27 protein-coding genes and 2 pseudogenes are annotated in these 25,971 nt (G+C 61.6%); 4 read left to right on the forward strand and 25 right to left on the reverse strand.

What is annotated here, in order from left to right:
• Nucleotides 1-10: 10 nt before the first annotated feature.
• The 24 genes and pseudogenes from LC060_RS13805 to LC060_RS13920 all read right to left on the reverse strand — a co-directional run bounded on the left by LC060_RS13805 (nt 11) and on the right by LC060_RS13920 (nt 22,527).
• Nucleotides 11-286, reverse strand: a complete 276-nt coding sequence (locus LC060_RS13805; protein WP_319005429.1) for a helix-turn-helix transcriptional regulator — start codon at nt 284-286, stop codon at nt 11-13.
• On the reverse strand, nt 283-498 hold the full coding sequence (locus tag LC060_RS13810; RefSeq protein ID WP_039394798.1) for a DUF2274 domain-containing protein: 216 nt from the start codon (nt 496-498) through the stop codon (nt 283-285). Before LC060_RS13810 ends, LC060_RS13805 begins: the two co-directional genes overlap by 4 nt.
• Nucleotides 495-1,814 (reverse strand): TrbI/VirB10 family protein, encoded by a 1,320-nt coding sequence (locus LC060_RS13815; RefSeq protein WP_226636458.1) that lies wholly within the window; start codon nt 1,812-1,814, stop codon nt 495-497. Before LC060_RS13815 ends, LC060_RS13810 begins: the two co-directional genes overlap by 4 nt.
• Complete coding sequence (gene trbG / locus LC060_RS13820; RefSeq protein ID WP_226636466.1) at nt 1,811-2,608, reverse strand: P-type conjugative transfer protein TrbG; 798 nt, start codon at nt 2,606-2,608, stop codon at nt 1,811-1,813. The genes LC060_RS13815 and trbG overlap by 4 nt, the downstream gene beginning before the upstream one ends.
• On the reverse strand, nt 2,605-3,399 hold the full coding sequence (gene trbF / locus LC060_RS13825) for a conjugal transfer protein TrbF (protein ID WP_226636468.1): 795 nt from the start codon (nt 3,397-3,399) through the stop codon (nt 2,605-2,607). Before trbF ends, trbG begins: the two co-directional genes overlap by 4 nt.
• A gap of 3 nt (nt 3,400-3,402) precedes the next feature.
• Entirely contained in the window at nt 3,403-4,698 is a 1,296-nt protein-coding gene (gene trbL, locus LC060_RS13830; RefSeq protein WP_226636469.1) for a P-type conjugative transfer protein TrbL, read from the reverse strand.
• 122 nt (nt 4,699-4,820) lie between these two features.
• Nucleotides 4,821-5,561: a P-type conjugative transfer protein TrbJ gene (gene trbJ / locus LC060_RS13835; protein ID WP_226636471.1), complete on the reverse strand. Its 741-nt coding sequence runs from the start codon at nt 5,559-5,561 to the stop codon at nt 4,821-4,823.
• Nucleotides 5,558-8,044 (reverse strand): conjugal transfer protein TrbE, encoded by a 2,487-nt coding sequence (trbE, locus tag LC060_RS13840; RefSeq protein ID WP_226636473.1) that lies wholly within the window; start codon nt 8,042-8,044, stop codon nt 5,558-5,560. Before trbE ends, trbJ begins: the two co-directional genes overlap by 4 nt.
• Nucleotides 8,038-8,307: a VirB3 family type IV secretion system protein gene (locus tag LC060_RS13845; RefSeq protein WP_226636474.1), complete on the reverse strand. Its 270-nt coding sequence runs from the start codon at nt 8,305-8,307 to the stop codon at nt 8,038-8,040. Before LC060_RS13845 ends, trbE begins: the two co-directional genes overlap by 7 nt.
• Nucleotides 8,304-8,645, reverse strand: coding sequence for a TrbC/VirB2 family protein (locus tag LC060_RS13850; RefSeq protein WP_214199535.1), 342 nt, complete (start codon nt 8,643-8,645; stop codon nt 8,304-8,306). Before LC060_RS13850 ends, LC060_RS13845 begins: the two co-directional genes overlap by 4 nt.
• Nucleotides 8,646-8,649: 4 nt before the next feature.
• The gene (gene trbB, locus LC060_RS13855) at nt 8,650-9,600 is read right to left on the reverse strand and encodes a P-type conjugative transfer ATPase TrbB (protein WP_226636572.1); all 951 of its coding nucleotides are present in this window, start codon (nt 9,598-9,600) and stop codon (nt 8,650-8,652) included.
• Between the two features lie 32 nt (nt 9,601-9,632).
• Complete coding sequence (locus LC060_RS13860; protein ID WP_226636476.1) at nt 9,633-10,031, reverse strand: CopG family transcriptional regulator; 399 nt, start codon at nt 10,029-10,031, stop codon at nt 9,633-9,635.
• Between the two features lie 2 nt (nt 10,032-10,033).
• On the reverse strand, nt 10,034-12,103 hold the full coding sequence (locus tag LC060_RS13865; RefSeq protein WP_226636477.1) for a conjugal transfer protein TraG: 2,070 nt from the start codon (nt 12,101-12,103) through the stop codon (nt 10,034-10,036).
• Nucleotides 12,104-12,434: 331 nt separating this feature from the next.
• The gene (locus tag LC060_RS13870; RefSeq protein WP_226636479.1) at nt 12,435-13,157 is read right to left on the reverse strand and encodes an RES family NAD+ phosphorylase; all 723 of its coding nucleotides are present in this window, start codon (nt 13,155-13,157) and stop codon (nt 12,435-12,437) included.
• On the reverse strand, nt 13,129-13,503 hold the full coding sequence (locus tag LC060_RS13875) for an antitoxin Xre/MbcA/ParS toxin-binding domain-containing protein (RefSeq protein ID WP_226636481.1): 375 nt from the start codon (nt 13,501-13,503) through the stop codon (nt 13,129-13,131). The genes LC060_RS13870 and LC060_RS13875 overlap by 29 nt, the downstream gene beginning before the upstream one ends.
• A 248-nt stretch (nt 13,504-13,751) precedes the next feature.
• Complete coding sequence (locus tag LC060_RS13880; protein WP_226636482.1) at nt 13,752-14,939, reverse strand: serine hydrolase domain-containing protein; 1,188 nt, start codon at nt 14,937-14,939, stop codon at nt 13,752-13,754.
• Nucleotides 14,940-15,024: 85 nt separating this feature from the next.
• Entirely contained in the window at nt 15,025-15,675 is a 651-nt protein-coding gene (locus LC060_RS13885; protein ID WP_226636484.1) for a helix-turn-helix domain-containing protein, read from the reverse strand.
• Between the two features lie 296 nt (nt 15,676-15,971).
• Nucleotides 15,972-16,216, reverse strand: a pseudogene (locus tag LC060_RS21065) (IS3 family transposase); the annotation flags it as partial.
• A 50-nt stretch (nt 16,217-16,266) separates the two neighbouring features.
• Nucleotides 16,267-16,983, reverse strand: coding sequence for an energy transducer TonB (locus LC060_RS13895; protein WP_226636485.1), 717 nt, complete (start codon nt 16,981-16,983; stop codon nt 16,267-16,269).
• Nucleotides 16,984-16,987: 4 nt separating this feature from the next.
• Entirely contained in the window at nt 16,988-19,378 is a 2,391-nt protein-coding gene (locus LC060_RS13900) for a TonB-dependent siderophore receptor (RefSeq protein WP_226636487.1), read from the reverse strand.
• Nucleotides 19,379-19,523: 145 nt separating this feature from the next.
• A complete protein-coding gene (locus tag LC060_RS13905; protein ID WP_226636489.1) occupies nt 19,524-20,540 on the reverse strand; it encodes a FecR family protein in 1,017 nt (338 codons plus the stop codon).
• A 31-nt stretch (nt 20,541-20,571) separates the two neighbouring features.
• The gene (locus tag LC060_RS13910) at nt 20,572-21,057 is read right to left on the reverse strand and encodes a sigma-70 family RNA polymerase sigma factor (RefSeq protein ID WP_264191865.1); all 486 of its coding nucleotides are present in this window, start codon (nt 21,055-21,057) and stop codon (nt 20,572-20,574) included.
• 208 nt (nt 21,058-21,265) lie between these two features.
• Entirely contained in the window at nt 21,266-21,598 is a 333-nt protein-coding gene (locus LC060_RS13915) for a YnfA family protein (protein ID WP_226636576.1), read from the reverse strand.
• A 224-nt stretch (nt 21,599-21,822) separates the two neighbouring features.
• Nucleotides 21,823-22,527 (reverse strand): CDP-alcohol phosphatidyltransferase family protein, encoded by a 705-nt coding sequence (locus tag LC060_RS13920; protein ID WP_413465115.1) that lies wholly within the window; start codon nt 22,525-22,527, stop codon nt 21,823-21,825.
• A 290-nt stretch (nt 22,528-22,817) separates the two neighbouring features.
• Between LC060_RS13920 and LC060_RS13925 the strand changes: the two genes are divergently transcribed.
• From LC060_RS13925 to LC060_RS13935, 3 genes are all read left to right on the forward strand, one after another.
• A complete protein-coding gene (locus LC060_RS13925; protein WP_226636492.1) occupies nt 22,818-23,630 on the forward strand; it encodes a mechanosensitive ion channel domain-containing protein in 813 nt (270 codons plus the stop codon).
• Between the two features lie 202 nt (nt 23,631-23,832).
• On the forward strand, nt 23,833-24,588 hold the full coding sequence (locus tag LC060_RS13930) for an excalibur calcium-binding domain-containing protein (protein WP_226636493.1): 756 nt from the start codon (nt 23,833-23,835) through the stop codon (nt 24,586-24,588).
• Between the two features lie 280 nt (nt 24,589-24,868).
• On the forward strand, nt 24,869-25,057 hold the full coding sequence (locus LC060_RS13935; RefSeq protein WP_413465121.1) for a phage integrase N-terminal SAM-like domain-containing protein: 189 nt from the start codon (nt 24,869-24,871) through the stop codon (nt 25,055-25,057).
• On the opposite strand, the gene LC060_RS13940 is transcribed toward LC060_RS13935, so the two are convergent.
• Nucleotides 25,020-25,780 (reverse strand): IS5 family transposase gene (locus tag LC060_RS13940; RefSeq protein ID WP_226636495.1). Its coding sequence is split into 2 segments (ribosomal slippage): nt 25,020-25,444 and nt 25,444-25,780, totalling 762 coding nucleotides; the frame shifts between segments, so codons are not numbered across the junction. The two genes, LC060_RS13935 and LC060_RS13940, sit on opposite strands and share 38 nt — an antisense overlap.
• Nucleotides 25,781-25,846: 66 nt before the next feature.
• Here LC060_RS13940 and LC060_RS13945 point away from each other — a divergent pair.
• Nucleotides 25,847-25,971: pseudogene (locus LC060_RS13945) on the forward strand (integrase); the annotation flags it as partial.

A 25,971-nucleotide genomic window follows, 5' to 3' on the forward strand; every position in this document is an offset into this window, starting at 1 on the left:
GCAGGCCGCCTCAAGCATCGTCGTTGGGAGAATTCGCAAAGCCGAAGGGGTCGCGCATCCAGGCCTCGATCTCGGATTCACGCCAGGCCGAGCAACGCGCAGAGATCTTGACCTGAGCCGGGAAGGCGCCGGCCTGGATCCTCCTGTAAAGCGTTGCTCGCGCAAGCCCGGTACGTTCCATGACCGCATCAAGACGCAGGAAACGTTCCGGCTTGGGCGCGGGCGCCGGGCAGAGCTCTTCTTCCTCGATCGGCTCTCGTTCGAATATGCGCCTCTTCGCGATCATTTCGACTTCTGCCCTTGGCGAAAGGCGCGGTCGGCATCGAGATAGCCGGCAAGCATGGCGGGGATGAGTTCGGCAAGCTCGATCGGTTTGCCATAAGCCTGCGCATAGGCTTTCGCGTAGTCTTCCAGGTCGCGATGAAGATCGGGAAGAATGCGGATCACAATCTTGACTGGCGTCGTTTCGGGAAGCTTGGCGAGGCGTATGGCGCTCATTGCGCGTTCTCCTTTATCCAGGGTTCAAGAACGAGGTCCTGGCGCACGAGCAGGCGAACCGGCGCGCCGGGCCGTACTTCGATGGTCGGGGCGACGTCGAGATTGCGCCGAGTAATGCTGTCGCCAGCCCGACTGACACTGCCTTGCGTGCCTTGCCGGATCGCATCGACAAGATCGCTGTCGCCGCTCAGGCTCAATTCGGTTCCAACGCTCAGCAGCGTGGCAATCGCAGCCCCCTTCAACAGCCGGCCGGTATGCGCGTTCAGCTTGTCTTCGAGCCCGGCATAGCCCTGCGGGTCGCTCGCTGGCATGTTGTCAAGGCGCAGAGAACGCCCATCGGGCAAGACCAGACGCTGCCAGACCAGCAGGGCCCGACTTTGCCCATAGGTTACGTGCGAATCGTAGTTGCCAATGAGGCGCGATCCTTGTGGGATGAGCAGGACCCGGCCCGTGATGCTGTCGAAGACATTGCGGGTGACTTGGGCAATCACCATGCCGGGAAGGTCCGAATTTATGCCAGTTACAAGGCTGGCCGCAATGACGCTGCCCGCCATGAGAACATGCGACGAGGTCGCAGGCTCGAGGACGTGGGCATTGCGGGTATTGCGCGTCTCGAGCTGCCTCGCAAAACCTTCCTTGCCGGATGCGACGGCAGGTTCGCTTCCCAGCATCTTCGGGCCCGCAGCTTCATCGGCATGCTGGACATCGGAGGCTGGTACCTCACTAGGGGACGAAGGCGTGGGATTTACGTTCGTCAGCAAGGGCGACTGGCGCGCCTTGCGCAGTTGCTCCTCTTTTTCCTGACGTGCTTGCTCTCGTTCCTGCGCGGCCCGTTCGGCTTCACGCGCCGGCTTGTTTTCCTGCGCGCGCAGGATGGGACGGCCCAGATCTCCGGGCAAGGCCGGACCAAGCTTCGCAGCGTCGCCATAGTTTGACGGCAACGCATCGAGACCATCGTCAGCGGGCTTGCGGTTAGCCTGGGCCAGATTGGCAGGAGGCTCTTTCCTGTCCTTCTCGTGCGAGCTCAGCGCGTATCCTGTAACCCCAGCAAGAACCAGTGCAGCGACCGACGCGCCGCCGATAACAAGCTCCTTCTTGAAGCGTTGAGCCAGAGGCAAGGGTGCCCTGATCGCGAGACTTTCGGGGTCGACCTTGCCCGCCTTGGCCGCGATGTCATTACCCGCCTCTCGATCGCGGACCGACCCATTGTCTGGATCGCCAGTGTCACGTGTTGCAGGCCCCCCGACACCGGCCTCGAGAGAGGATGGCAGCGCAGTTCCTTTTGGCATTTGCGACTGTGAGCCTTCATCCATCATGGGCGCCCTCCCCGCGTGATGCGCACGACCTTCTGGTCCTTGGTCCCCAGGCGCAGTTCGGCAGTCTCGAATATCCTGTCGACGATGTAGAAGCGCCCCTTCATGCGATAGTTGACCAGTTCGGCCTTCCCGTGCCCATCGACCAGGAACAGGGGCGGCGCTTCACCCTGACCGATCGAGGCCGGGAATTCGATGTAGGTCCGCGCGCCATCGTCGAAGGCGCGCACCGGGCGCCACGTCGCATGGTCCCCCGTGATCACATAGCCGAAGTAGAGCTGTTCAACGCCGATGCCCTGCGCGACCGGCGCGCTCGCCTCTGCTGCCTTTTTTGCTCGCGCAACCGCGAGCAAGGCATCGAGCGGATAGGTCCAGGCCAGCGCCGTCATGCCATCCTGATCGGCGCTCGTAAGCTCAAGATGGTAGGTCCGCCTGTTGGTTGTGATCACCAGATTGGTCGACAGACCTTGCGTGAACGGCTTGACCAGCACGTGGGTCTGCTCGGCCTCACCCTCCCCACTTCGCGTGTCGCCAATGATCCAGCGTGCGGTATCGCCCGCAGCAACCGCGATCAGCCCTTCGCCCGGCTGGAGGGCAATATCCGTGATCATCCCGGGCTGGGTAGGTACATGATAGACCGCCCCGTCGGACCACAGAAACATCTGGCGCGCATTCATGTAGTTCGCGAGGACAGGCTCCACCGGCTTGCGTACGCCCACGGCTGAGGGAATGGAAACGGCCTGGGCTGGCGTTACACCGACGACAAGCGACACGATGGCAGCGATACAAGGCTTCATGGCTTCACCTCCGATAATGTAGGGGACAGATCCGGCGTCGCGCCAAGCCGCGAGGTTGGCGATTGTTCGCTCGTCAGCGGGCTTTGCTGTGTTGGTCCATCGCCAGCGGGCTCGAGTTCGCGGCTCCAATCGATCCCGTCGACATAGAGCCCAAGCGGGTTGCGCCTCAGGGTTTCGCGGTCGCGCGGCGCCTTGCGCACAACGGTCACCATGGCCGTCCAATGCTCTTGGCCAGATGGGCTCCCGTGTTCATAGGCCGTTTCGACCCACTTGACCTGGAACGACTGCTGCGAAGCCCTGACGACGCTCGTGATCTGGACAGTGACCGTTCGCTCGCCGATCCGTGTCAGCGCGCCCGACTGGCGGGCATAGGCGCTCAGGAAGGCAGCCCCTCTTTGTGTCGTGAAGTCATAGGCCTCGAGCCACTGACGGCGCATGACGACAGGGTCGAGTGAAAGGCCCCTGACGTGCTCGATGAACTTGCCTAGCGCCCAGGCGATCTGCGGGTCACTCGGCGTGTAGTCAGCTTCGGCTTCGCTGACCGCCCGTGGTTCGCCAAGCCGGTCGACCGCGACCACGTAAGGTACGACCCGGCTTTGCAGCGATTGCCACAGCAGGCCGGCCGTCATCGAGCACGACAGCCCTAGACATCCAAAGGCCATGAGGCGCCAATTTCGGGCCTGAACGCGGGCCGAGCCGATGCGCTCATCCCATAGCTGGCCTGCGCGCTGAAAAGGCGTTTCGGGTTGGGGAGTTCGGCCGTATGCCTGAAGGCTGCGTTTGAAGCGCATGGTTCAATCGTTCCTTTCACTGATATCGGGAGAGAGGCCGCCGCCGCCGCGATCACCTTGTTGAATTGCATGGACAGCCATCTGGCGGCGATGGCGCGACGCCTGCTCGGCGCGAAGGCTCCTCGCCCACTGCGGCGCCGTCTCACCGCCGCCGGAAGCCGGCGACGGTGAGTTCGTATTCTCGTAAGCTGCTGCGCCCGCCGCACGGCCGCGCGAAGCCGCCTCGGAAAGCCCAAGCGTTTGCGAGGCGCGTTGCCGGACGGAATTACCGGCAGCGCGCGCCACACCGCCAAGGCCAGCCTTTACGCTGCCATCCGAGTTTTGTTTGCTCAGCGAATAGGCGCTCGAGGTCGCCGCCCCCATCGACGTCCCGGCGCGAATCGAACCAAGCGCCGCACCTCCCAGTATGCGTGCGCCTGCAAGACCGCCGCCTCCTGCAAGCATACCAACACCGCCGGCGCCAAGCGCCGTCCCAAGGGCCGCTCCGGCTCCCAGTTGCGGCGCACCTGCGGCAAGACCACTTGCGACAGACGGCGCGAAGATGCCCAGACCAAAAAGCGCAAGGCTCGCAAGGACCAGGCTCATGGCCTGGGCGATGTCGGGCTCCTGCCCTTTGAGCGCGCCGGCGTACTGCTCGAAAAAGCTCGAACCGATGCCGACGATCACGGCGAGCACCATAACCTTGATGCCCGAGGAGACGACGTGGCCCAGCACGCGTTCAGCCAGAAAGCTTGTCCGGTTCCACAACGCGAACGGCACGAGAATGAACCCGGCGAGGCTCACCAGCTTGAACTCGATCACGCATACGAACATCTGCACGGCAAGAATGAAGAAGGCGAGGATGACGAGCAGCCAGGCGATGAGGAGCACGGCGATCGTCAGGAAATTGTCGAAGAAGCTCGTGAACCCGAGCAACTTGGCGACCTGATCGAGCATGGGCCATGCGGCGGAAAATCCCGTGCCCGCCAGATGTCCCGGCTTCAGGAGATCCTGCGCCGAAATCGTCCCACCCCCGGCCGTCACCCCGGCTTGCGCGAAAGAGGCGAAGATCACCTCGGAGAGCGACTGGAAATTGTTGATGATATAGGCGAACGCGCCGACAAAGAGGATCTTGCGAACGAAGCGTCCGAGAACGTTGTCATCTCCGCCAAGCGTCCAGAACAGCGCGGCCAGCGTCACGTCGATCCCGACAAGCGTTGCCGTCAGGAACTGGACGTCGCTCCCCAGAAGTCCAAAACCACTGTCGATGTAGCGCGTAAAGGCGCTCAGGAACTGATCGATGATATTGAGATCATCCATGACGTCAGATTCCCTTCGGGTTGATCAATAAGGATGGATCCGCGTGACCCGGACCGGGGAGCAAATCCGGGCCACGCGGCGCGGCGACGGGGAGGACGAACGCCGCCGCTGTCTCGTTGATGTCAGTCCGGCGTGTAGGCGTTGCCTGAACCAAGGAACCGGGACGTCGCCGCCTGGGCCTGAGCCGAAGCCTGGGCGCGATTGGCCTGGGTGATCGCCTCGGCCCGAAACTGCGCCGCCATCATCTGCTGGATCTGGAACTGCTGCTTGGCCGCGATCGCGAGGAGCTGGTTGGTCGCCTGCTGGGCCTGCAACGCCCCTTCCGCGTCTTGGCTACGCTCCGCCACTTTGGCCAGATCCTGCGCGTCATCCTCGATCGTCTCGGCGATCTGCGCCTGGACCCGGGTAGTATGGCGGTAGGCCTGCACTTCAGTCTCAAGCCGGGTGCGCGCCGCAGCCACCTCATCGTCGAGCTTCAACGACTGACTGAACGCATCCGGATAAAGCGCATCGAACTGCGTCTCGACGCGCGCTGTACTGAACTGGATGCCCTGGGCCTCGTTCATGAGTGCCTCGATCTGGCGCAGTGTACGGTAGAGTGCCTCGAGTTCGGGAAAATCGATGCGCGAAAGGTTTTTCGCCTGATTGGTAAGGCTCTGTGCCTCGTTCTGGAGCGATGTGATCTGGTTGTTGATCTGCCGTAGCGCGCGGGCCGCAGAAAGAACGTTCTGGGCATAATTCGAGGGGTCGTAGACGATGATCGCCTGAGCGGACTGGAGCGGGACCGTAAAGCCGGCTGTCACCACAAGCAGTGCAACTGCGCTGCGCAGCGCTCCAAAGGAGCACGAAGAACAACGGTTCATTGGATTTCTCCTGACTGGTTGGGATGTGGTGCGCAGGTGCGCGTTTCCTCTGGCCAGTTCTGGCCAGGGAACGAGGCGAGATAGTCAATTGCCCACTGCGCGCTGGTTCCTTGCAGGAACCGGGTGAGGAACGGCGTGCCTCCCGCCTGGGTAAGCAAAGTGTCGATACGCGCCTGACTGGCCGGATCCGACGCGCCGCAAAGCGCAAGCGCCAGCGGACCAAGCCCGAGTTCGAAGAGACGATTGCCGCGCGCCGATTGGAGATAGTAGTCCCGCTTGGGCGTCGCCCGGGCGAGAAGGTCGATCTGACGTGCATTCAGCCCGAAGCGTTCGTAGATTTCCCGGCTTCCCGGTTCGAGCGCACGGTCATTGGGCAGGAGGATGCGCTGGGGACAGCTTTCAAGGATCGCGGGCGCGATCGGGGAATTGGCGATGTCGGAAAGACTCTGCGTCGCGAAGAGGACCGATACGTTGCGTTTGCGCAGAACCTTGAGCCATTCGCGAATACGCGCAGCGAACAATGGGGAATCGAGGAAGATCCAGGCTTCGTCGAGGACCAGCAGCGTCGGCCGTCCATCGAAGCGTTCCTCGAGGCGATGGAACAGGTAGTTGAGGACGGGCTCCACGGCTCCCGAGCGCCCCATCAATCCGTCGGTCTCGAAGCAATGCAGGTCCGAGAAATGAAGCGCGTCGTCGCTCGCATCGAGCAGCGCGCCATACGGGCCGTCGATCGTATAGGGCGAGAGCGCCATTCGCAGCGACGAGGATTGAAGCAGCAGGCACAAACCCGTGAGTGTTCGTTCAACTGCTGGCGCTTCCGACAGACTGGTAAGCGCCGACCAGATCTGGTCCTTGATCTCCGGCGTGACGCTCACGTTTTCCTGCGCGAGCAGCGCTGCGATCCATTCGGCAGCCCAGCCTCTTGCCGCCGGGTCATCGATCCCGCGCAGCGGTTGAAAAGAAAGGCCATGGCCAGGCCCCTCGCCAGCCCCCAGATCTTGGTGCCTCCCGCCGCAGGCAAGCACCATCGCGCGCGCCGACAGCCCTTTGTCGAAAACATAGATCTGCGCATCTCGATAGCGCCGAAACTGCATCATCATGAAAGCCAGCAACACCGACTTTCCGGCTCCCGTCGGTCCCGCCACGAACATGTGTCCGACATCGCCGACATGGGTGGAAAGCCGAAACGGTGTCGAGCCGGACGTGCGCGCATAAAATAGCGGACTGGCGCGCAGATGCGTATTGCGGGCCGGACCTGCCCAGATGGCCGAGAGAGGCATCAGGTGCGCGAGGTTGAGCGTGTGCATCAACGGCTGGCGAACGTTGGCATAGACATGGCCCGGAATTGACGAGAGCCAGGCCTCGACCGCGTTGACACGTTCGCGCACCGTGGTGAAACCGAGGCCACCAAGGACCCGCTCTATCTGGCGCATACGCTCGTCGACGGTTTCGCTCTTCGAAGCCGTCAGCGTGATCGTCGTTGTCATGTAGCCAAAGGCCACATGATCTCCTCCCAAGGCCTGCAAGGCGAGATCTGCATCGAGGACCTTGTTGTCAGCATCGCTATCGAGCAACTGGCTCGGCGTGTTGTAAAGGACCTCGCGCAGCATCGCGCCAATGGATTTTCGCTTGTTGAACCATTGCCGCCGCAGGCGCGTCAGGGCCCGGGTCGCTTCGTCCTTGTCCATCGCGATGAAGCGGGTGACCCAGCGGTAGGGAAAGTCGAGGCCATTAAGCGCGTCGAGGAGCGCGGGACGGCTGACATTTGGGTAACCAAGGACCGATAGTGTTCGCAAATGCCGACCGCCAAGTTGCGGCTCGAGCCCACCGACCAGCGGCGTATCGACAAGCACGGCGTCGAGATACATCGGCGTTTCGGGGACACGGACCGAATGCTCGCGATCCGAAATGGTCCTGTGGAGAAAGGTCAAAAGCTCGCCGTTTTCGAGCGCCCGGACTTCAGGCATGAACCCTGCGAACAAATCGAGCGCGCGATCCGTCTCGGCGGTGAAATTCGCCTTGGCCGCGCGCCAGTCGCGTGCCTTGCTCCCATCTCCCGTTTCCAGGAAGTGCCGCCCAGCCGCGTCCTCGCTGTCCGCAGGTGGCATCCAGGTCAGACTGAGGTGGAAGCGGCTTTCGAAATGACGTCCTTCGGCCGTGAAGGCCGCGCGCCGCTCCCGATCCACAAGCCAGCTTGCAGGATCGGGGAAGTCATCATCGGGATAGGCTAGGGCTTCATAGCGCTCGGCCTCGAAGAACAGCGCCCAGCCCGAACCAAAACGACGCAGCACGTTATTGGCCCGCGCTGCGACCGCAACCAGGCCAGCTTCGGTCGTCGATTCCAGATCCGGACCGCGAAACGAGAGGACTCGCAGGAAACTGCCATCCTTGTTGAGAACGATGCCGGGGGCAACAAGCGCGGCCCAGGGCAGATGATCGGCCAGACGCCCTGCCCGGCTCGCGTATTCGCGAAGGTTCAGCATGGGAAATACCCCTTCTGGCGAAGGTGGCGCACAAGGACCGGCGCGAAATGCGGGTCGCGGCGCGCGGCAAGGACCGCGAGACTATGCCCGCAAGCCCAGATGACGAGGCCGGCCAGCCACTGCTGCAATCCCAGGCCCATCGCCATTGCCAGCGTTCCGTTGACGATGGCGAGACCTCGCGGCGCCCCCGCCAGCAGGATCGGAACGGAAAGGCTGGCATGGACAGGGACCTCGAAGCCCTCGGGCTGGCCAGCCGCGCTCATGCGATCAGCGCTCCGCCGCCAAAGCTGAAGAAGGAGAGGAAAAAGCTGGATGCCGCAAAGGCGATTGAGAGCCCAAATACGATCTGGATCAGCCGGCGAAAGCCCCCTGCCGTCTCACCAAACGCCAGGGTCAGACCAGTCATGATGATGATAATGACCGCAACGATCTTGGCGACAGGCCCCTGGACCGATTCGAGAATCTGCTCGAGTGGCTCCTCCCAGGGCATGCCCGTCCCCGAAGCCCATGCCGGAACGGCGAGGCTGAGGCCGACTGCCGATGCAAGAAGGGCTCTCGCCGGACTTGGCAAGGTGCGAAGCGTGATTGAACGTGAAATCATGGCGTCATTCTCCTTTTCGTGGGTGGGAATCGTGCATGTCGGTAAGGCTGTATTCGGCCGTGACCGGGTCGAGACCGTCGACCCGCACGACCTCGCCGATCCGCCGGAAGCGGCCGCGCCCGGCGATGAAGACAACTATGTCGATGGCATCGGCGATCAGATGGCGCGGGACCGTCACGACAGCTTCCTGGACCAGCCCTTCAAGCCGTCGCAGGGCAGCGGCCGCGCCATTCGCATGTATCGTCGCAATCCCGCCGGGATGGCCCGTATTCCAGGCCTTGAGCATGTCGAGTGCTTCGCCCCCGCGAACTTCGCCCACCACAATCCGGTCTGGCCGCAGGCGCAGGGTCGAGCGAACTAGATCGGAAATCGAGACCGTTCCGGCCCGCGTGCGCAAGGCAACGGTATCGGGCGCTGGACATTGCAGTTCGCGGGTATCTTCGATCAGGATAATGCGCTCACCAAGCGCCGCCATCTCGGCGAGCAGCGCGTTGGCCAGCGTCGTCTTGCCCGAAGAGGTTCCGCCAACGATCAGGACATTCGAGCGTTCGGCCACGGCGAGGCGTAATATGTCCGCCTCCTTCGTGCCCATGACCGCATCGCGTACGTAGTCTTCAAGAAGATAGACCCGAGAGGCCGGTTTGCGGATGGCGAAGCATGGCGCGTTGGCAACCGGCGGGAGCACCCCTTCAAAGCGCTCACCGCCCCCCTGTTCGCGCAGCGGCAGTTCAGCGGAAACGATCGGCCGGGTGGCATGCGCTTCGCTTTGGATATGGCTTGCAACGAGCCGGACGATCCGCTCTGCCTGCTCGGGATCAATGCGGATGTCTGTATCGACCCTGCCCTCCCCCAGCACGTCGACACGCAGCGCCCCATCAGGATTGACCATGATCTCAATGACGCGCGGATCCCGCAGCGCAGCCACGATCGCAGGCCCCATGGCGCTCTCGAGCATCGCCCGCAGGCGCGCATGGCTCTGACCGGTCCTCACTGCCCTGCTCCGGGGTCGAGCGTTCGTCGCCCCTGCCCGACCTGGCGGGCGACCTGAGCGAGGAAGGCCTCGAAACGCCTTGCAGCTGCCGCGCGGCCGGCCTTGTCATCTTCGGCAAGCGGCGGATGGATCGCGAGCTCGTAGCGAATGAACAGCGCCAGTGTCTCAAGTTCGATCTGGCTGTCGCGCTGCAACCGTTCGAGCAAGGTGGCGATGCGGTCGAGCCGCCGACCGAAGCGCTCGTCGAGTTCAGACCGCGCTTGCCGATCCAGCCAGGCGGTCAACGCCTGGGCGAGAATATCCGACTTCGAGGCACCGGGCTGGCGAGCAAGTTCGACGAGGCGTTCGCTCGTTGATCTGGGCAAGAAAAGCTGGTGGCGGACTTTGGCGGCCATGGTCACAGTTCCAGTTCGAACTGCTGCGCGCGCTCGGCGCCCATCGTATAGGTCGCATTGACCAGGCGCTGCTGGACCATCTTGTCCATCGCATGCTTTTCCGCTGCGAAATTGTCGGCTTCGTCGAGACCGAGAAGGTCATCGGTCACCTGCGGTTCGACACTGGCGTGATCCGGCTCATCATCGGGCTGGCGCTGCTGATCGACGCCGCCATCGTTCTGCTCGCTGACTTTTGCATCATCGGAAATTTCACACGATGAGGCCGAGGCATGGTCGTCCCGCGCCAATCTTTGATCAATCGAGCGCACCTCTTCCTGCCAGTCGGATGAACGGCTTTCGGGGCTGTCCGGATATTTCCCTTCCCCCAAAGCTGGCGGAGCCTGAACGCGCTGCGTAAATGCGCTATCTTGATAGTAGCGCAGCTTCTTGGCCCGGATCGGCGGCATACCCGAAACCAGCACGAGTTCATCGTCAGGATCGAGTTGGAGTATTTCACCGGGCGTCAGGAGCGCCCGCGCGGTTTCCTGTCGACTGACCATGACGTGCGATAGCCATACCGCGAGCCTGTGCCCGGCGTAATTGCGCATCGCGCGCTGCTCGGTTGCCGTGCCCAACGCATCGGAAATACGCTTGGCGGTCCGCTCGTCGTTTGCCGCGAAGGCAACACGGACATGGCAATTGTCGAGGATCGAGTTGTGCTCTCCGTAAGCCTTTTCGATCTGGTTGAGGCTCTGCGCGATGAGGAATGCGCGCACGCCGTACCCTGCTAGAAATGCGAGGCTCGTCTCGAAGAAGTCGAGACGCCCGAGTGCTGGAAATTCGTCAAGCATGAGAAGCAGGCGATGGCGTGCCTTGGCCTTTTCATCAGCCTTGCGATCACCAGGCAGCTGTTCGGTGAGACGGCGTCCGATCTGGTTCAGAACGAGCCGGATGAGCGGCTTTGTGCGGCTGATGTCCGAAGGGGGCACGACGAGGTAGAGCGAAACCGGGTAGCGCGCCTCGACCAGGTCCGCGATGCGCCAATCCGAGGCGGACGTCATCACCGAGACGATGGGGTCGCGGTAGAGCCCCAGGAAGGACATCGCGGTCGAAAGCACGCCCGACTGTTCGTTCACCGACTTGTTGAGGACCTCGCGTGCGGCTGAGGCCACCACCGGATGAACGCGCGGCTTCTCCTCGCTACCTAGATGGTTTGTCGCCATCATCGCGTGCAACGTCGCAACGAAACTGCGCGAAGGATCGGACAAGAACATTGCAACGCCCGAGAGCGTCTTGTCCGCTTCCGCATAAAGAACGTGAAGGATCGCCCCGACCAGCAACGAATGGCTGGTCTTCTCCCAATGCCCGCGCCGCTCCAGTGCCCCTTCGGGATCGACGAGAATGTCGGCGATGTTCTGTACATCGCGCACTTCAAAGAGGCCGCGCCGCACCTCGAGCAAGGGATTGTAGCGCGCCGAGCGAGGATCGGTCGGATTGAACAGCAGGCAATGCGAGAAGCGTGAGCGCCAGCCTGCCGTCAATTGCCAATTCTCACCCTTGATGTCGTGGATGACGGCAGAACCGGTCCAACCCAGCAACGTGGGAATGACAAGCCCGACGCCCTTGCCCGACCGGGTGGGAGCAAAGGCCATGACATGTTCAGCGCCGTCATGGCGCAGATAGTCTTGATCTAACCGCCCGAGGAAAATGCCCTGATCAGCCAAGACACCGGCTGCGCGGATGTCGCGGCGCGTAGCCCAGCGCGCCGAGCCGTAAGTAGTGACGTGGCGGCGCTGGCGGGCGCGCCAAACCGACCCCGCGATAGCCGTCATACACGCCAATAGCCCACTTGCAGCCGCCATTGCGCCAGCCGATTCGAAGACTTCCGGCGCGTAGGCTTCGAACTCAAACCACCACACGAAAAGAGACCACGGGCGGTAGATGGCGACACCACCGATCCGGAAAAGCGGGTCCCCCAATTCAGGCTGATAGGCCAGGGTCGCCGCCGCCCACTGCGTGGCGCACCAGACACCGATGACAATGACGAGAACAACAATGGCCATCTGGCCGATCAGCAGCTTTGTCGGGGTCATGTCCGTCCTCCGGGCCACGTACAGATTGTCTGCACGGGAGGAAGGATGAGAGGTTTACGCTACTTGAGGCAGGCTAAGTCTGGTGCCGGCCCCCTCCTGTCCGGTGACGTTCAGTCCCTGAGTCGAGCGGATCGAACCACGCAGCGATTCACGAACGCATGGAATTTCAGCGAAAGCATCGCGATTCGGGGAATTGAAAACCGCAACAACCACCCCCCTCGATACCTAGGGGCAAATTCAGGGGCGCTTGCAATTCGCATCGCACGACCAACTGGATCGGCGCTCCCTACCTGCTCGTCAAAAGTCAGGTCTGGCGAAGCAGGGGTAAGCTCTAACTAATACCGAAGGTAGTATCGGAAAACACGAACCGCTCGTTGGAAGGAAAAGCCGCAAGCGCAACAAGCTGGCCTGTTTCAAAGCGCAAGTGCCAGGTCTTGCCTCGTCGCGGGGCTCGCTCCGCAAAAGCAGACGGATCCAGCACCACAACGTTGCAGCCGCGTGCCGGATCTCGGACCGACATCGTTCGGATGGTCTGCGTACCTGCTTCGCGCGCGGCTCCAGCCAGTTCCTGACAGGCGCTGTAATCACCAGGATCATTCCAAAGATCTGCCGATGCTGCGAAAGGCTCTCTCGTCAGGTCGATACCACGTTCGGTATCAAGCTTGACCGAGAAGCTCGTATACTCCGTGGTGGTCGAGGGCGGTGTAAAACCTGGCGAGCGGGAAAAGAAGCGCAGCCTCCAGTAAGCGGTTTCCGCGATAGCAGTGCTCTCGCGTTCGCTCGCATAAAAGATCCCTGGCCTTTCGCCGGCCCGGCGAAAACGGCTCGCCTGGCCATGCCCATAGCGAAAGGGCGAAGCGAGAAGGAAATCGAGATGACGCGCGCTTTCGGGAAGCTGCGGCTTTACCTCCTCGGCCAGAAGTTCGAGCATGTGCTGGTCATCAAGATTGGTCGCCAGCCGATTCGTGGAAATCCGGTGCTGAGCCTCAACGACGCGCCAGACCCGTCCGGCATAGGGACTGTGTTCAGACGCGAGCTCGGTAGAAGTCCACATAGTCACAGACCTCGATCAGGCCCCTCATCGTATCGATCTGATCAATTGGCTTGCCGCCGAGATCGAGGTTGTTGGTCTCCAGCCACTGCTTTGCGGCACTGTCGTCACTGCCCAAAAGGGCATCGAGGCTGCGGAACAAGCGCAACAGAAACTGGCCTGCTTCAAAAGACTTACTCGCCGGATCGAGACGTGTCTCACCGCTGCGCAACCTTGAGGCCGTCGCCATCGACACGCCCAAGACCGCACCAAGCTTAGCGTTCTTCAACCCCCAAAGCTCGGCAATCCTGGCGATTGCGTCCGTTAGGACATCGGCCCTGTCACGCGACGGAGCAACAGCTACAACCATAGGGCGCCTCCTTTCACATGAGCATATAGACATGAATCCTCTCAATTGAAAGAACCGTTCGAGCGATGTCGTCGCGACAGATCACCGCGTTAGCGCCGTTTCGAACACCTCCCCCGGCTCCCCGTCCACTCGGTTGCCGATTTCAGCTTCTCAGGAGCGGACGGTCAGCAAGGCTGTCGAATGCGCTCTTTTGAACCAGATCTCAATGCTCCTTTGGAGCACCTTGAGGAGGTCACTTCAGGGGCAGCTCATCCCCCGCCGAACAGTTCCGGATAGGTCCACCACCAAGGGTAACGCGTATCGCCCAGCACCATGGTCACGATTGCGGGGTAGATGAGTTCGGCACGCACGTCATTGCCGAGCAGGACAACACAGCGCTTGTTGACCTCGTCGCACTGGACGATGTTGCCAGTCCAGTCGTTGTGGCCGCCCTTGGCGAAGAACCGACTCGATGGTCCCCTCCAGGTATCAACCCCGAGACCGCCGGCAAGGTGCACCTGTGGACCGCGTGGATCGTAGGTGCCTAGCACCTCGATGGTCGGGAATTTGGACTTTGTGTGGATCGGCACTTCAGGCCGCGTCCATTCGGCGCGCATTTCGGCCGAGAGGCCTTCGCCCATCATCATGCCGCGCCACATTCGCGCCTGATCGGCGATGGTGGAATCCATTGATCCTGACGCGCTGACGTTGTCACGATGATCGTGCGGCACAAAGCTTCCGTCGAACTTATAGCCGTCGGCGAGGTGGCTGGCGAAATCATCGCGCCACTGCATGCTGGTATTGGGCATGCCGAAGCGATCATAGATGCGCCGTTGCATCTCCTTCTTCACATCGAGGCCCAGTCCTTCTTCGAGCACAAACTGGAGCAGATAGAAGCCTTCGCCCGAATAGGCATAGGCGGTGCCCGGCTTGAAATGGAACGACATGTCGTTGTCGGGTTCGAACCAGCGCAGGTTGGCAAGGCCTGAGCTGTGGGTCAGCAGCATGCGCGGCGTGAGCAGCCGCCAGGCATCGTCGCCTTCCAAGGACGACCAGTCCCTCTCTCCACCGCTGTATTCGGGCAGCGGTCTGGCAAGGTATTCGCGGATCGGCCGATCCAGGTCGATCCTGCCTTCATCCACCAGTTGCAGAACCATATAGGCAAAGGCCGCCTTGGTGATCGATGCGGCGTACATGATCGTATCGGTCTTCAGCGGGCGCTGATCTTCGACATTGGCATAGCCGAAAGCGCGGATGTGGCGGATTTCATTGCCCTCGATGATCGCGATTGCCATCCCCTTGACGTCGTTTCGCGCCATCAATTCCTCTATACGCGTATCGAGCGCATCATAGCTGGAAACGGCGGTTGCCACCGGCGGGGGCGTGGCAGGCATTGCGGCTGATCCGTTCAGGCTGTGCGCGATCAGGGCCGCCGCACTGAGGAGTAGGGTCTTCATCGAAGGTCTCCCTGTTTTCAGGACACGTCAAAGGGCGACGACAGGTGCGTCGCGTGGAATAGTCAGGGTGCGAAAAGTCAGATGGTCAGCGCCATCGCCAGGCCACGAAGAAGCAGCCCAATCCGCCGACAATCAGTGCAAAGCCGGGAATCAGAGCCCAGCGATAGCGGGGCGGTTGGTGAATTTCATTGCTGCCGACCAACAACCAGATGCGTTTGCCATCGGGCACTTTTTCGGTGAACATCGGCCCCCGCATCTGGGTGAAAAACCTGGTCTGTTCATCAGCCCCGGGCGCGCCGGGCGGGATTTCGCTATCCGGGGGCGCGTCGGCCGCGATCACGCCTTGCGATCTGTAGGTGTATTCGAGCATCGAGCGCGCGGGCTCAGTCATGGAAAAGCCGACAAAACCTCCCCCCAGCACCAGAGCGGCCAGCCCGGCGATCAGCAGGCGGCGCGGCGTTTCGACGTCACGGCGGGAGCGTTCAAGCAGCAAGTCACGCAGCGTATCGATGTCCCGCAGCCGGTCGAGCTCAGCTGGAAATAGCACCCCGACCATGTCGGTCGGATTGATGCCGTAAACCTGGGCCAGTCGTTGATAGATGTCGCCTGAGGGGATCGATTTCCCGTTCTCCAGTTTGGAGAGGTAACTCTGCTCGATCTTAACTTGGGACGCCGCCTCGGGCTGGGTCCACCCGCGTTCAGCGCGCTTTTGCTTCAGATAGTCGCCGAACTTCATGGCCGATCTTCCCGCTGTGAAGCTCCGTATTCACAGGTAGGAATGATGTGAATTCAAGTGGAATATCACGGAATATCGTGAATTCTCGACCCACAGTACGCGAAACGGCGCGCCGATCGATGTCCAAGAGCAAGATCGCGCGCGTCCCATCGTGTCAGAGGTCCTCCGTCGCCCCTTCCATGTCCGACCCTTTCCCGTCATTCCGTTGCGAATTTTGGATCCTCTGGAGCAGACGGTCAGATCCCCCTAACCCTAAGCGGAAGCCAGACGGATAGGCGCTATGTAGGTCGCGGTCCGCGGACTTCACGCTCCCTGGCCTTGAGCTTCTCCGCGGTCTCTGTCGGCGCGCCACCGCGCTTGCCGCTATCCACCTCGGATCCCCCCCCCCCCCCTCCAGCAGAGTGTTCCCAGAACACCCGATCTTCTGAGCCACAGATGTGATCGCAGCCCGGCGAAAGGGGTCATCGCCCGCGTGATCCAAAACCATGCGAATCGCTTGCTGCCCAACCTCAGGGGCAAACTTGTTCGCCCCATTGCTCACTGTAGCCCTTTCCTCTCAGGCGTCAGGGCCTCCGGCAAACCCGGCGCGGTTCAGAAGTAGAATTCCACAGGTACGGTTAACTCAATTTCGTTGCCGGCCACATCCTCGGGAGGCGGTGGCAATGGCGATGTTCGCTTCGGCAAGGCAAGCCCGGCACGGTCGAGTAGGCCAAAACCGGAGGACTGCGCCAAAGTCGTTTTCAACACCTGCCCCTGCCGATTGACGGTGAAGCGTATGAGCACCGTGCCCTGTTGCCTGCGTGCCCGGGCCGAGGCGGGATAGGTTTTCACGGCATTGAGCCGCGCGAGCACCTGCGCATGCCAGGTATCGGGCCCATCGCCGCCCCCGCTGGACCGCTTCTTCGCGACCGGCGGCGGAGGCAGTTCGGTGGTATCAGCGGCGACAACCTTAACGGGCGGGGCAGAGGCCGGAGCAGATGCAACCGCGCTTCGCGGCAAGACGATCAACGGCGGCGGCAAGGCTGCGGCTTGCGGCACAGGTACAGGAGGCCGCGGCTCTGCGACTTCCTGTTCTTCCGGCGCCGGAGCATCCTGCGGCGGTACCGGCTCGGCGACATCGAAGGTTGAGACCTGCGGCGCAGTACGGTCCTCATGTGTCACCGTGCGCCAACTCAGCAAAGCAATGCACACCAGAGGCAGGCAGAAGACAAGCAAGGTCAGCACAAGCGCGAAGCCGCGCTGCCGGGCCGGGCGATAGCCGCCGCCCGCGATGACCGTTTCTTCGCCTGCCTTGGCGCGCATCAGCATCGTATCAGTACCGCGCCCGGAGCGTGCCGAGCACGCGGCGCGGCGTGCCGGGATAGAGGTTGTTGTCGCCCTGTACCGCCTCGACGAAAAAGCGATCGGCGATGTTCTCGGCATTGACCGATACCTCCCAATGCTCGTCGATGGCATAACGGATGGAGGCATCGAACGTCTCGTATCCCTCGATCGTGAAGCGGTTATCGAGATCGACCTCACGATCGCTCACCACGCGAACGCCGCCGCCCAGCGTCAGGCCCTTCAGCGTGCCTTCGGTAAAGCCGTAGCTGGTCCAGATGCGACCGCTGAAGGCGGGGACACCGTTCAGGCGATTGCCCACTGCGTAAGTGTTGTCTCGCGTGATTTCGGCATCCAGGTGGCTGGCATTGGCCATCACGTTCCAGCCCGGCAGGATCTCGCCAGTCACGTCGATTTCCAGACCGCGCACGCGCTGCTCGCCGGTCAGAATCGAGTAGTCCGGGTGGTCGAGGTCCTCGGCCTCGACGTTCTGCTTGGTGATCTGGAAGGCCGCTGCGGTGATCGAGAGACGATCCAGCAGGTCCAGCTTTACGCCTGCCTCGAACTGCTCACCCTTTTCCGGATCGAGCGGGCTGCCGTCGATGAGCTGGCCCTGCTGTGGCTGGAAGCTCTGCGTGTAGCTGGCATAGAGCGAGACCGAGGTGCTGGGCTGGTAGACAAGTCCTGTGCGGAAGGTCAGTGCATCGTCGCTGGTCGGCGTCTCGCTTTCCTCAAGCCTATCCCAGGTGTTTGAACGGGCCCGGTCATAGCGAAGCCCGGCCAGCGCCTTCCACTTCTCGCCCAGCGCGATCTGGTCCTGAAGATAGAAGCCCCAGGTGCGGGCTTCGTAGTCGTACGTGTTGTTGACCGTTGCCACCGGTACCGGCGTGACGCCATGAACGGGCTCGACCATGTCAACGGCAGCAATGTTGGTGCGCGCAGACCAGAACGCGAAGTCGCCCCGATTGTGCTCTACGCCCGCCATGATGCGATGCTCCAGCGGGCCGGTGAAGGCATCGGCCAGCGCTTCGAAGCGCATGGTCAGGTCCTGCGAATCCTCGGTCCGGTTGGTAATGCGGCGGCGAACGGCTCCATCGGCAAGACCCTGCAGGTCGACCGCGTTGTTGTCGGTGACGAGGGCATCGGTGTGTCGGCCGGTAAAGCGCAGCATGAGCCACGGCGTGACCTGCCGCTGGGCAGCAAGGCCCAGCACCAGCTTCTCGGCACCGGTCTTCGACCAATCCTCGCCGTAATAGGTGCGCGCGCTATGGACGTAGTTGCCGTTCTCGTCCGCGATCAGGCCGCGGTCGAAGGGCACCTGCTGATCGACATAGTCGGCGGTCAGGTCCACCTGAGTCAGCGCATCCGGCTGCCAGCGAAGGGCGGCAGCGCCAAATGCGCGCTCACTCTTGCGCGCGCCGTCACGAAAGCCGTCGCTGGTCTGCATGGCACCCGTCGCGCGGGCGGTAAGCGTGCCCGATGCGTTGAGCGGGCCGGTCACCGACATTTCACCACGATAGAAATCGAAGCTGCCACCCTGGATACTGCCATCGAAATGGAATTGCCTGGCCGGGGCGCGGGTGACGATGTTGATCACGCCGCCCGGTTCGCTCAGGCCGACCATGACCGAGGCGGGCCCCTTCAACACTTCGACCCTCTCGACATTGGCCAGATCGAAAAAGGCTTCGGGCCGGTCCATGCCGCTGGTCAGCGGAAAGCCGTTGATCGCGTATCGGGCGCTCACGAAACCGCGAATGCTGTAGGTCTCCGCCCGATTGCCGCCGGTCCCGTTCAACTGCACGCTCGACACATTCTGGACGACATCGGTGAGGCGTACGGCGGCCTGATCCTCGATCACCACGCGCGGCACGATCTGGATCGACTGCGGCACGTCGCGGATCGCACTATCGGTGCGTGTCGCCGTGGCGGTGAGCGTTGCGCGATAACCGGGAACGGGGCCCGTCGCGGTTTCAATCGCGGCGCCGTGCGCTGCACCGCTATTCTGCCCTTGCACGCGGACCGGACCAAGGGCAGTGCCGCCCTGCGCAGACCGGGATGCACGGAGCAGACGCACCGATCCACTGCCAGTCCGTTGATAGCCAAGCCCGGTGCCCGCCAGCAGTGCCGTGAGGGCATCCTGCGAGGAGTAGAGGCCCGATACCGATGCAGAAGTGCGTCCGGCAACATCGCCCGGCTCGTACCCGACTTGCATGCCGGACTGGCGCATCCATTCCAGCAAGGCAGTTTCAAGCGGCTGCCCTGCGATGTCGAAAGACCGTGCTTGGGCCCCTTGCGCCATCGCCACCTGCGGCGATCCTGCGCCCATCGGCAGTGCGACGCTCGCAAGCAGGCCCAGAACAAGGCGTGTCGAAACCGAATTCATCTATTCCCCCGTCGTGCTAATTCCAGCCCGACCGAGAGGCTGGAGTGATATTGCAAGGCATTCGCAACATCATGTCATAGCTTTGACGTTCGAGCGCGCGCGACACCCAAGCAGGAAAACGAAAAAATCTTCAGCGGCGCGAATTTCAATCGGCGGCGCGGCGCAAAAAGAGCACGCCGCCGGGCAGACTCGCCAACTGCAGCCCGCGCATGGCAGCAAGAGTATCGAGCGCTTCCTCCGGGCGATCGGTTCGAAAACTGGCACTTACCGGCTTCATGTCCGCAAGATCGCTCAAGATGAAAACCGGAGCACGCCGGTATCGGGCAACGGCACGGATAGCCTTCTCCAGCGGCACCTGTCGCAGCAGCAGTTCGCCCTCGCGCCAGTTGCCGATCCGATCAACGGGCAGCGCCACCAATCTTTCGGCCCGTCCGTCTGGCCCGAATTGCGCGCGCTGGCCTGCATGAAGGATAAGTGGGCTCCCGCCCTCCAGCGCCACCGCGCCAGCGGTCACACCGACGCGTGAATTTGCCTCGGTATCGTCGACTTCAAAGGCCGTGCCAATATCGCGCACGGTGCCGCCAGCACTCTCCACAAGGAACGGTCGTGCGTCGCCGTGGCGCACCGAAAACCAGGCACGCCCCTTCAGCAACCGCAGCGTTCGCCCCTTCGCGTCGAAATCGATCGCGATCGCGCTGTCGCTGTCGAGCAAGGCCTGAGACCCGTCCGCCAGCGCGACCCGGCGGATTTCGCCCGGTGCGCTGATGGCATCAGCCCAGAGCCGGACATAGGCTGTCGGACCGGCCAGCCATGCGATGGCCACGGCGGCGGCGACAGGAACCAGCGTGGAAACCCACCGCCGTGCTTGCGATCGCACGCGCCGGATCGGCAAGACATGTGGCGGTGGACCGAAGGCGTCCGCCAACAGATCGAGATCCTGCCAGGATTGCCGCTCATGCAGGAAAGCGGCACGGTTGCGCGGATCGGTAGCGGTCCAGCTTTCCAGTTGATCGAGTTCGTCCGCCGACATCGTGCCCGATGCAAGGCGCACAATCCATGCCCGCGCCTGCTCTGCGCGCTTCCCGGCCATGTCACCGCCACGCATCGTCATGATGATCTTATTCCTCCGCCCCATGATACCGTTAGACGTATGGACGGCCATGCCACCCCACTTCGGCTGCGAATCCGCGCTATCACGCCCCCGGATCGCCTCCATCACGCGCGGCGGCAAGCACCTCCAGCGCGCGCCGTATGTGATTTTCTATAGTCGTCGTGCTAATCGCCAGGCGCGTTGCGATCGCCTTGTGGCTCTCGCCCTCGAAACGGTTGAGGCGAAAAATCGTGCGGGTTGGCTCGGGCAGTGCAAGAGCGGCCTGCCTCACGCGCTCCAGCACCAATACGGAATCGAGAATGCGGTCTTGCCCCGGCGTGTCGTCGTTCTCGCTGAGGAGGTGCTGCACATCATCGGCAAGTCGCCCTCGCCGCTGCTGCGATCGACGCATGTCCAGCGCGAGGTTGCGTGCAAGACGAAACAGATACGCGCGCTTCGACAGAATCGGGGAGGCGTCCGTCAGGCCCTGCACCTTGAGCCACATCGACTGGACGACTTCTTCGGCATCGGCCGGGTCACCGACGACACGCTGTACCCTGCGAAGCAATGCACTGCGCTCGGCGATCATGAGGCGCTCTAGAGCAGTCGAATTTCCCCCCATCCAGACGCAATTAATGCTAATGCGACGAATGCGCAACAGTTGAAGGCATTTCTGTCGTTCACATGATGAGCAGCAAATGCTAAGCTTTTCGGGCCGCCGGGGCTGGCAGTGTCAGTTCCCGACCTTAGTCAGTCGCTCAGCAGCAGATTTTCGTCCCCCAGGAGAAGACTGTCGGCTATCCGATGGTTGCGGCTCGTGGACCGAAGTAGATGATAGCTGCGCCAATGAGGCAAACAGCTGCCCCCAAGAGGTCCCAGCGATCCGGTTTAGCATCTTCGACCAGCCACAGCCAAAGAACGGCGGACGCGATATAGACTCCGCCATAGGCAGCATATGACCGCCCAGCCTGATCCGATGTGGGCAGCGTTAACAAGTAGGCGAACAGACAGAGCGAGAGGATGCCGGGGGCGATCCACACAGGAGATTTTCCCAGTCGGAGCCAGGCCCAGAAGGCGAAGCATCCCGCGATTTCAGCCAGTGCGGCCCCAATAAAAGCAAAGGCGCTCATGTCTTTGACATGGCAGGAGAAGCGGACGGCAGCAATCGCAGACGCGCGAATTACCACTTTCACTTACGAGGATTCAGGAATCGACGGATCGAGATAGGTGCGAGGCCGTCATCTCTGCGGCTGCGCCTTCATGTTGTCGACCAGGCCTCTAATCCCGCTTCCCGGAACCTGGCGGGGGGCTATCTGGAGTTATCAGACCCAACATACCAAAAAAACTGATCTCCTTAGTTCCGTCGAGGCGGCTCCTCGATTGCCAATCGCTTTGCTGTTTTCAACGTCTGGATGACGAAGAACGCTATCAGCAATGCACCGATTGCGCCGACAATTAGGTCAAACCAAGTCAGGATGCCCAGAAGGACCGGCTGTGATCCGGCAGCAATCATCGCCAGCGTGAGCACGATCAGGAGCACCCGGAGTTCGGTAGGCCCTGCATAGGCATAGGACAGCTTCATTTCGCCCAGCACCCGAACGAGCAGGAAGGCGTGGATCGAAAGAAGGAGATAGCCCGCCAGCGCTACCAGCGCGACTTCCAGCTGGACGTAACGACTGAGGCCGATGCCCACGACGACCAGCGTGGTTGAAAGACCATCGCAGCTATGATCGAGGAAATAACCGTAGCGCGGCCTTTCGATCTTCCGATAGCGGGCCAGGCTTCCGTCCATCGAGTCGCCGAACCAATGGATGAAATACCCGGCGATGGAAATCCACAGCCAGCCATCGCCAAGATTGCTCAAGATATATCCGCTGAAGATTACGAATGCCCCGAACATCCCGATCGCGGTCAGGATATCGGGCACCATCCAGCGCGGCATGCACGCGCAAAGCCGATTGAGGAGCCGGCGTTCTGCGCGCGCGAGGAGGTTCTCCTGAATGCGATCGATGGGGCCGGCATTCACACTCTTCGGTTTCGACACAGATTTTCCTGTCATTCTTGGGCACCGTGGCCCGCTGATGCCTAGGCCGAAGTGGGGATCACGACAGGCTTGCGGTCTCGACGCTTCACCTCGGTGCAAGGAGGCAAATACGGCCTGTCAAAAAGTTGAATTGATCAACCATGCGATGTTGCTCCGAATGGCCTTTAGTCTTGGTCGGACAGGGCAGCAACCGGATCGTTGGACCGGCCTCGCCTCGATGTCCGAGCCCGACGCGATTTGCAAGCCGAGCCGACAAGCGCCATTGAGCGCGGATCAAAATAAGCGGAATAGGCATGCCAGTCAGCTTGACCCATCAGATCTACAGCTCCGACGTTCTCGCATCGATCGCTCTGGTCGCCATCCTTTCTCTGCTGCGTCTTGTGTTCACAAGGGGCTTGCGCCGCAGAGAAAATCTGACGCAGCAGGTTATCCGGCGCTGGTCGGCCAATGCACGCAACGTCCTGCTGCTCGTTGGCCTGATCGGCCTTATCATGATCTGGGCTCCGCAATTGAGAACTTTCGCACTCTCCCTGACCGCGTTTGCCGTGGCCATGGTTGTCGCCATGAAGGAGTTGATCCTGTGTCTTTCAGGGGCAGCTCTGCGGACTTTGACACGCGCCTTTTCCGTGGGAGACTACATCGAGCTAGGCGGTATCCGGGGCGAAGTCCTTGACCACAACCTAATCGCTTCCCGTTTGATGGAAATGGACCGGCGTGAAGGCTCCCTCATCCTTACCGGGCGTGAAGTGATTGTCCCGCACAGTCTCCTGTTCGGCGCGCCACTGCGGGTGGACGCGGCGGTCACGGGCAAAGCGTGCCATACGATCCTGTTGACCTTCGAACCCCATAGCAATCTGTTCGCGGCGCGGAGCGAAATCCGGGACTGCGTCATTTCGGCCCTGGCGCCCACCGCCGCGTCCAAGACTAACGGCTTGCACCGCGCTGCAACCAAGACACCAGGCCCCAACGAAATCGAAGTTTCCTTGAGCACCAGCGATATTGGCAAGTATCGCATCGAGGTCCGGTTCCCTATCCGCCCGGAACAGGCGCGCTGCACAGAGCAGGCCGTCATCTGCGCAATCGGCAACCTGGTCCACAATCTGCGAGAGAGCGGCTAGTTCATAGTCCGGGAATGCGCTTATCACTTCCCCATGTCACCTAAACCAAACGCGCCGAGTTCTGGAGCACCCAATCGACTTCCGAGCCTTCGCACTTTCCCAGCGCAAACCATGACAGCCGCCCTCGACCCTTTGTGGTCGTTCAAATGCTTGTTTAGGTTTCTCGGGAGTGGACTGTCTCCTATCCAGCTGGGGCCTCGAAATGGTCACGGTTGCAACGAACCGCACGTTTCGGCATGCATCAGATTATCGTGTTTTCAGTGAGCTGTGTAAGATGTGGCGTTTGCTCTTGGCATTTTTGGTTCTGTCGCCGACCGAAGCGAACGCTCAGACGATCTCAGGCACTGCCAGGGTTATCGATGGCGATACGATCGACATTGGAGGTCAACGCGTTCGACTACATGGCATCGATGCTGTTGAAGCCGAACAAACCTGCAAACGGAACGGTGAGCGTTGGAGTTGCGGGCAAGATGCCAAGGCGCTCCTCTCAAGTTTGGCAGATGGTAAGCCGGTGAAATGCACACAGCACGACGTCGACATCTACAAGCGAATTGTTGCCACCTGTGAGGCTCAATGGACAGATCTCGGGGGCGCAATGATTGATGCAGGGTTAGCTGTCGCACTGCCGCAGTTCAGTCGTGCATACTTGGAAAACGAGGCCCTCGCGAAACGGCGACAAACCGGAATTTGGGGCGCCGAGTTCGATGCGCCGACCGAATATCGTGCCGCTCATCCGACAGCCTATCGACCAGCTGAGCAAATTAAGGCGAGCCCGCAGGCCTCATCGCGGCGACCTGTTTTGCAACGAAATCATTCGAATGGTGTCTACTATAGGAATTGTGCTGCGGCATGGGCAGCAGGCGCTGCGCCGATTTATCGTGGTCAGCCAGGATATCGCCCGGAGATGGACGGCGATGGAGATGGTGTCGCCTGCGAACCGTATCGTAGGCGCCGATGACAGAAGCGACCCTTCTGAGACGCTCACGGGCTGTCTCCGGTGGCCAGATAGCCGACATATCCTAACCGCGCTCAGGTTCACTGATCATGTCGGCTTTGTCGGACATGTACGAACCCGCTGCGCGGGATTGGCCTATGACCTTGATGCCGTGCGGGCCACGCCTGTGATGCGCCTGACTTGAGCGCAGGCGAGCGCAGGCAGACTCTATCGGCTCCTTCAACTGAGGAGTCGAACAATGAACACTACTGTGATGACGCCGCCCCGGCCCCTGCGCGAGCGCATGGCCGAAGATATGGACTTGCGCCACCTGTCGCGTGCCACGCAGCGCAACTACCTGCGAGACGTAGAGCGGTTCGCCACATGGCTGGGCCGTCCTCCCGACACGGCCAGCGGGGAAGATCTGCGCCAGTTTCAGCTAGGGCGTAAACTCATTACGCCCCGCACCAGAGGCGTATGCAGACGAGCTTGATGGCGGCGAGGTAGTTTTCGGGGCACTTGTCGTATCGCGTCGCGATGCCCCGGAATTGCTTGATCCGGTTGAAGAAGCGTTCGACCAGATTGCGCTGCTTGTAGAGCCACGGCGAGAAGCCGAAGCGCTTTTTGCGGTTGGAGCGGTTGGGAATGTTGGCCCATATGTCCCGAGCCGCAGCCGCCTCGCGAATGGCATTGCTGTCATAGCCCTTGTCACCCAGGAGGGTGGCGCCTTCAGGAATGGCTTCGATCAGGGCCTCGGCCTCGCAGGCATCGTGAACCTGCCCGCCGGTCAGTCGCAATCCGATAGGGCGTCCGCGAGCATCGACAAGAGCGTGGAGCTTGCTGGTAAGGCCGCCCCGGGAACGTCCCATGCCACGATCGCAGGATCCCCCTTTTTACCCGTCGCACCATGCTGGTGAACGCGAACGCAGGTGGAATCTATCATGACCAGATCGCCATCGTAATCGGCCGAGACGGCTGACAGAAGCCGGTCCCAGACACCGGCTTTGCGCCAGCGCACGAACCGATTGTAACACGTGGTCGACGGTCCATAGCGTTCGGGCACTTCGGCCCAGGTGGCCCCAGAGCGGAAACGCCACATGATCCCGTTGAGGACCCGGCGATCGTCTACTCGCGCCACGCCGCGCGGCTTGTTGGGGAGCAAAGGCTCGATGATTGCCCACTCCCGATCCGTCAGTTCGTAACGCCGCCGTGCCATCTAACCCTCCGATATGCAGGGCTCTGAATCAGGATGGCCATCAAACCTCAAGCGATTTTATGAGTTTACGCCCTAGATCAGCGGGAGGCAGGGCTTGGTGGGCCAACATTGAACAGCATCGTATCGGCGCTGCGCTTTTTCTACACGCATACGATTGATCGTCCGGACCTGACCCGCAAGCTCTACCGGGT

The sequence above is a fragment of the Novosphingobium profundi genome (assembly GCF_020524485.1).
GTDB classification, from domain to species: domain Bacteria; phylum Pseudomonadota; class Alphaproteobacteria; order Sphingomonadales; family Sphingomonadaceae; genus Novosphingobium; species Novosphingobium profundi_A.

Excerpts from the sequence above, each read along its gene's own strand:
- LC060_RS13805 (WP_319005429.1), bottom strand. The coding sequence starts at position 286 with ATGATCGCGAAGAGGCGCATATTCGAACGAGAGCCGATCGAGGAAGAA.
- LC060_RS13810 (WP_039394798.1), bottom strand. The coding sequence starts at position 498 with ATGAGCGCCATACGCCTCGCCAAGCTTCCCGAAACGACGCCAGTCAAG.
- LC060_RS13815 (WP_226636458.1), bottom strand. The coding sequence starts at position 1,814 with ATGATGGATGAAGGCTCACAGTCGCAAATGCCAAAAGGAACTGCGCTG.
- trbG (WP_226636466.1), bottom strand. The coding sequence starts at position 2,608 with ATGAAGCCTTGTATCGCTGCCATCGTGTCGCTTGTCGTCGGTGTAACG.
- trbF (WP_226636468.1), bottom strand. The coding sequence starts at position 3,399 with ATGCGCTTCAAACGCAGCCTTCAGGCATACGGCCGAACTCCCCAACCC.
- trbL (WP_226636469.1), bottom strand. The coding sequence starts at position 4,698 with ATGGATGATCTCAATATCATCGATCAGTTCCTGAGCGCCTTTACGCGC.
- trbJ (WP_226636471.1), bottom strand. The coding sequence starts at position 5,561 with ATGAACCGTTGTTCTTCGTGCTCCTTTGGAGCGCTGCGCAGCGCAGTT.
- trbE (WP_226636473.1), bottom strand. The coding sequence starts at position 8,044 with ATGCTGAACCTTCGCGAATACGCGAGCCGGGCAGGGCGTCTGGCCGAT.
- LC060_RS13845 (WP_226636474.1), bottom strand. The coding sequence starts at position 8,307 with ATGAGCGCGGCTGGCCAGCCCGAGGGCTTCGAGGTCCCTGTCCATGCC.
- LC060_RS13850 (WP_214199535.1), bottom strand. The coding sequence starts at position 8,645 with ATGATTTCACGTTCAATCACGCTTCGCACCTTGCCAAGTCCGGCGAGA.
- trbB (WP_226636572.1), bottom strand. The coding sequence starts at position 9,600 with ATGCTCGAGAGCGCCATGGGGCCTGCGATCGTGGCTGCGCTGCGGGAT.
- LC060_RS13860 (WP_226636476.1), bottom strand. The coding sequence starts at position 10,031 with ATGGCCGCCAAAGTCCGCCACCAGCTTTTCTTGCCCAGATCAACGAGC.
- LC060_RS13865 (WP_226636477.1), bottom strand. The coding sequence starts at position 12,103 with ATGACCCCGACAAAGCTGCTGATCGGCCAGATGGCCATTGTTGTTCTC.
- LC060_RS13870 (WP_226636479.1), bottom strand. The coding sequence starts at position 13,157 with ATGTGGACTTCTACCGAGCTCGCGTCTGAACACAGTCCCTATGCCGGA.
- LC060_RS13875 (WP_226636481.1), bottom strand. The coding sequence starts at position 13,503 with ATGGTTGTAGCTGTTGCTCCGTCGCGTGACAGGGCCGATGTCCTAACG.
- LC060_RS13880 (WP_226636482.1), bottom strand. The coding sequence starts at position 14,939 with ATGAAGACCCTACTCCTCAGTGCGGCGGCCCTGATCGCGCACAGCCTG.
- LC060_RS13885 (WP_226636484.1), bottom strand. The coding sequence starts at position 15,675 with ATGAAGTTCGGCGACTATCTGAAGCAAAAGCGCGCTGAACGCGGGTGG.
- LC060_RS13895 (WP_226636485.1), bottom strand. The coding sequence starts at position 16,983 with ATGCTGATGCGCGCCAAGGCAGGCGAAGAAACGGTCATCGCGGGCGGC.
- LC060_RS13900 (WP_226636487.1), bottom strand. The coding sequence starts at position 19,378 with ATGAATTCGGTTTCGACACGCCTTGTTCTGGGCCTGCTTGCGAGCGTC.
- LC060_RS13905 (WP_226636489.1), bottom strand. The coding sequence starts at position 20,540 with ATGGCCGTCCATACGTCTAACGGTATCATGGGGCGGAGGAATAAGATC.
- LC060_RS13910 (WP_264191865.1), bottom strand. The coding sequence starts at position 21,057 with ATGATCGCCGAGCGCAGTGCATTGCTTCGCAGGGTACAGCGTGTCGTC.
- LC060_RS13915 (WP_226636576.1), bottom strand. The coding sequence starts at position 21,598 with ATGAGCGCCTTTGCTTTTATTGGGGCCGCACTGGCTGAAATCGCGGGA.
- LC060_RS13920 (WP_413465115.1), bottom strand. The coding sequence starts at position 22,527 with ATGACAGGAAAATCTGTGTCGAAACCGAAGAGTGTGAATGCCGGCCCC.
- LC060_RS13930 (WP_226636493.1), top strand. The coding sequence starts at position 23,833 with ATGGTCACGGTTGCAACGAACCGCACGTTTCGGCATGCATCAGATTAT.
- LC060_RS13935 (WP_413465121.1), top strand. The coding sequence starts at position 24,869 with ATGGCCGAAGATATGGACTTGCGCCACCTGTCGCGTGCCACGCAGCGC.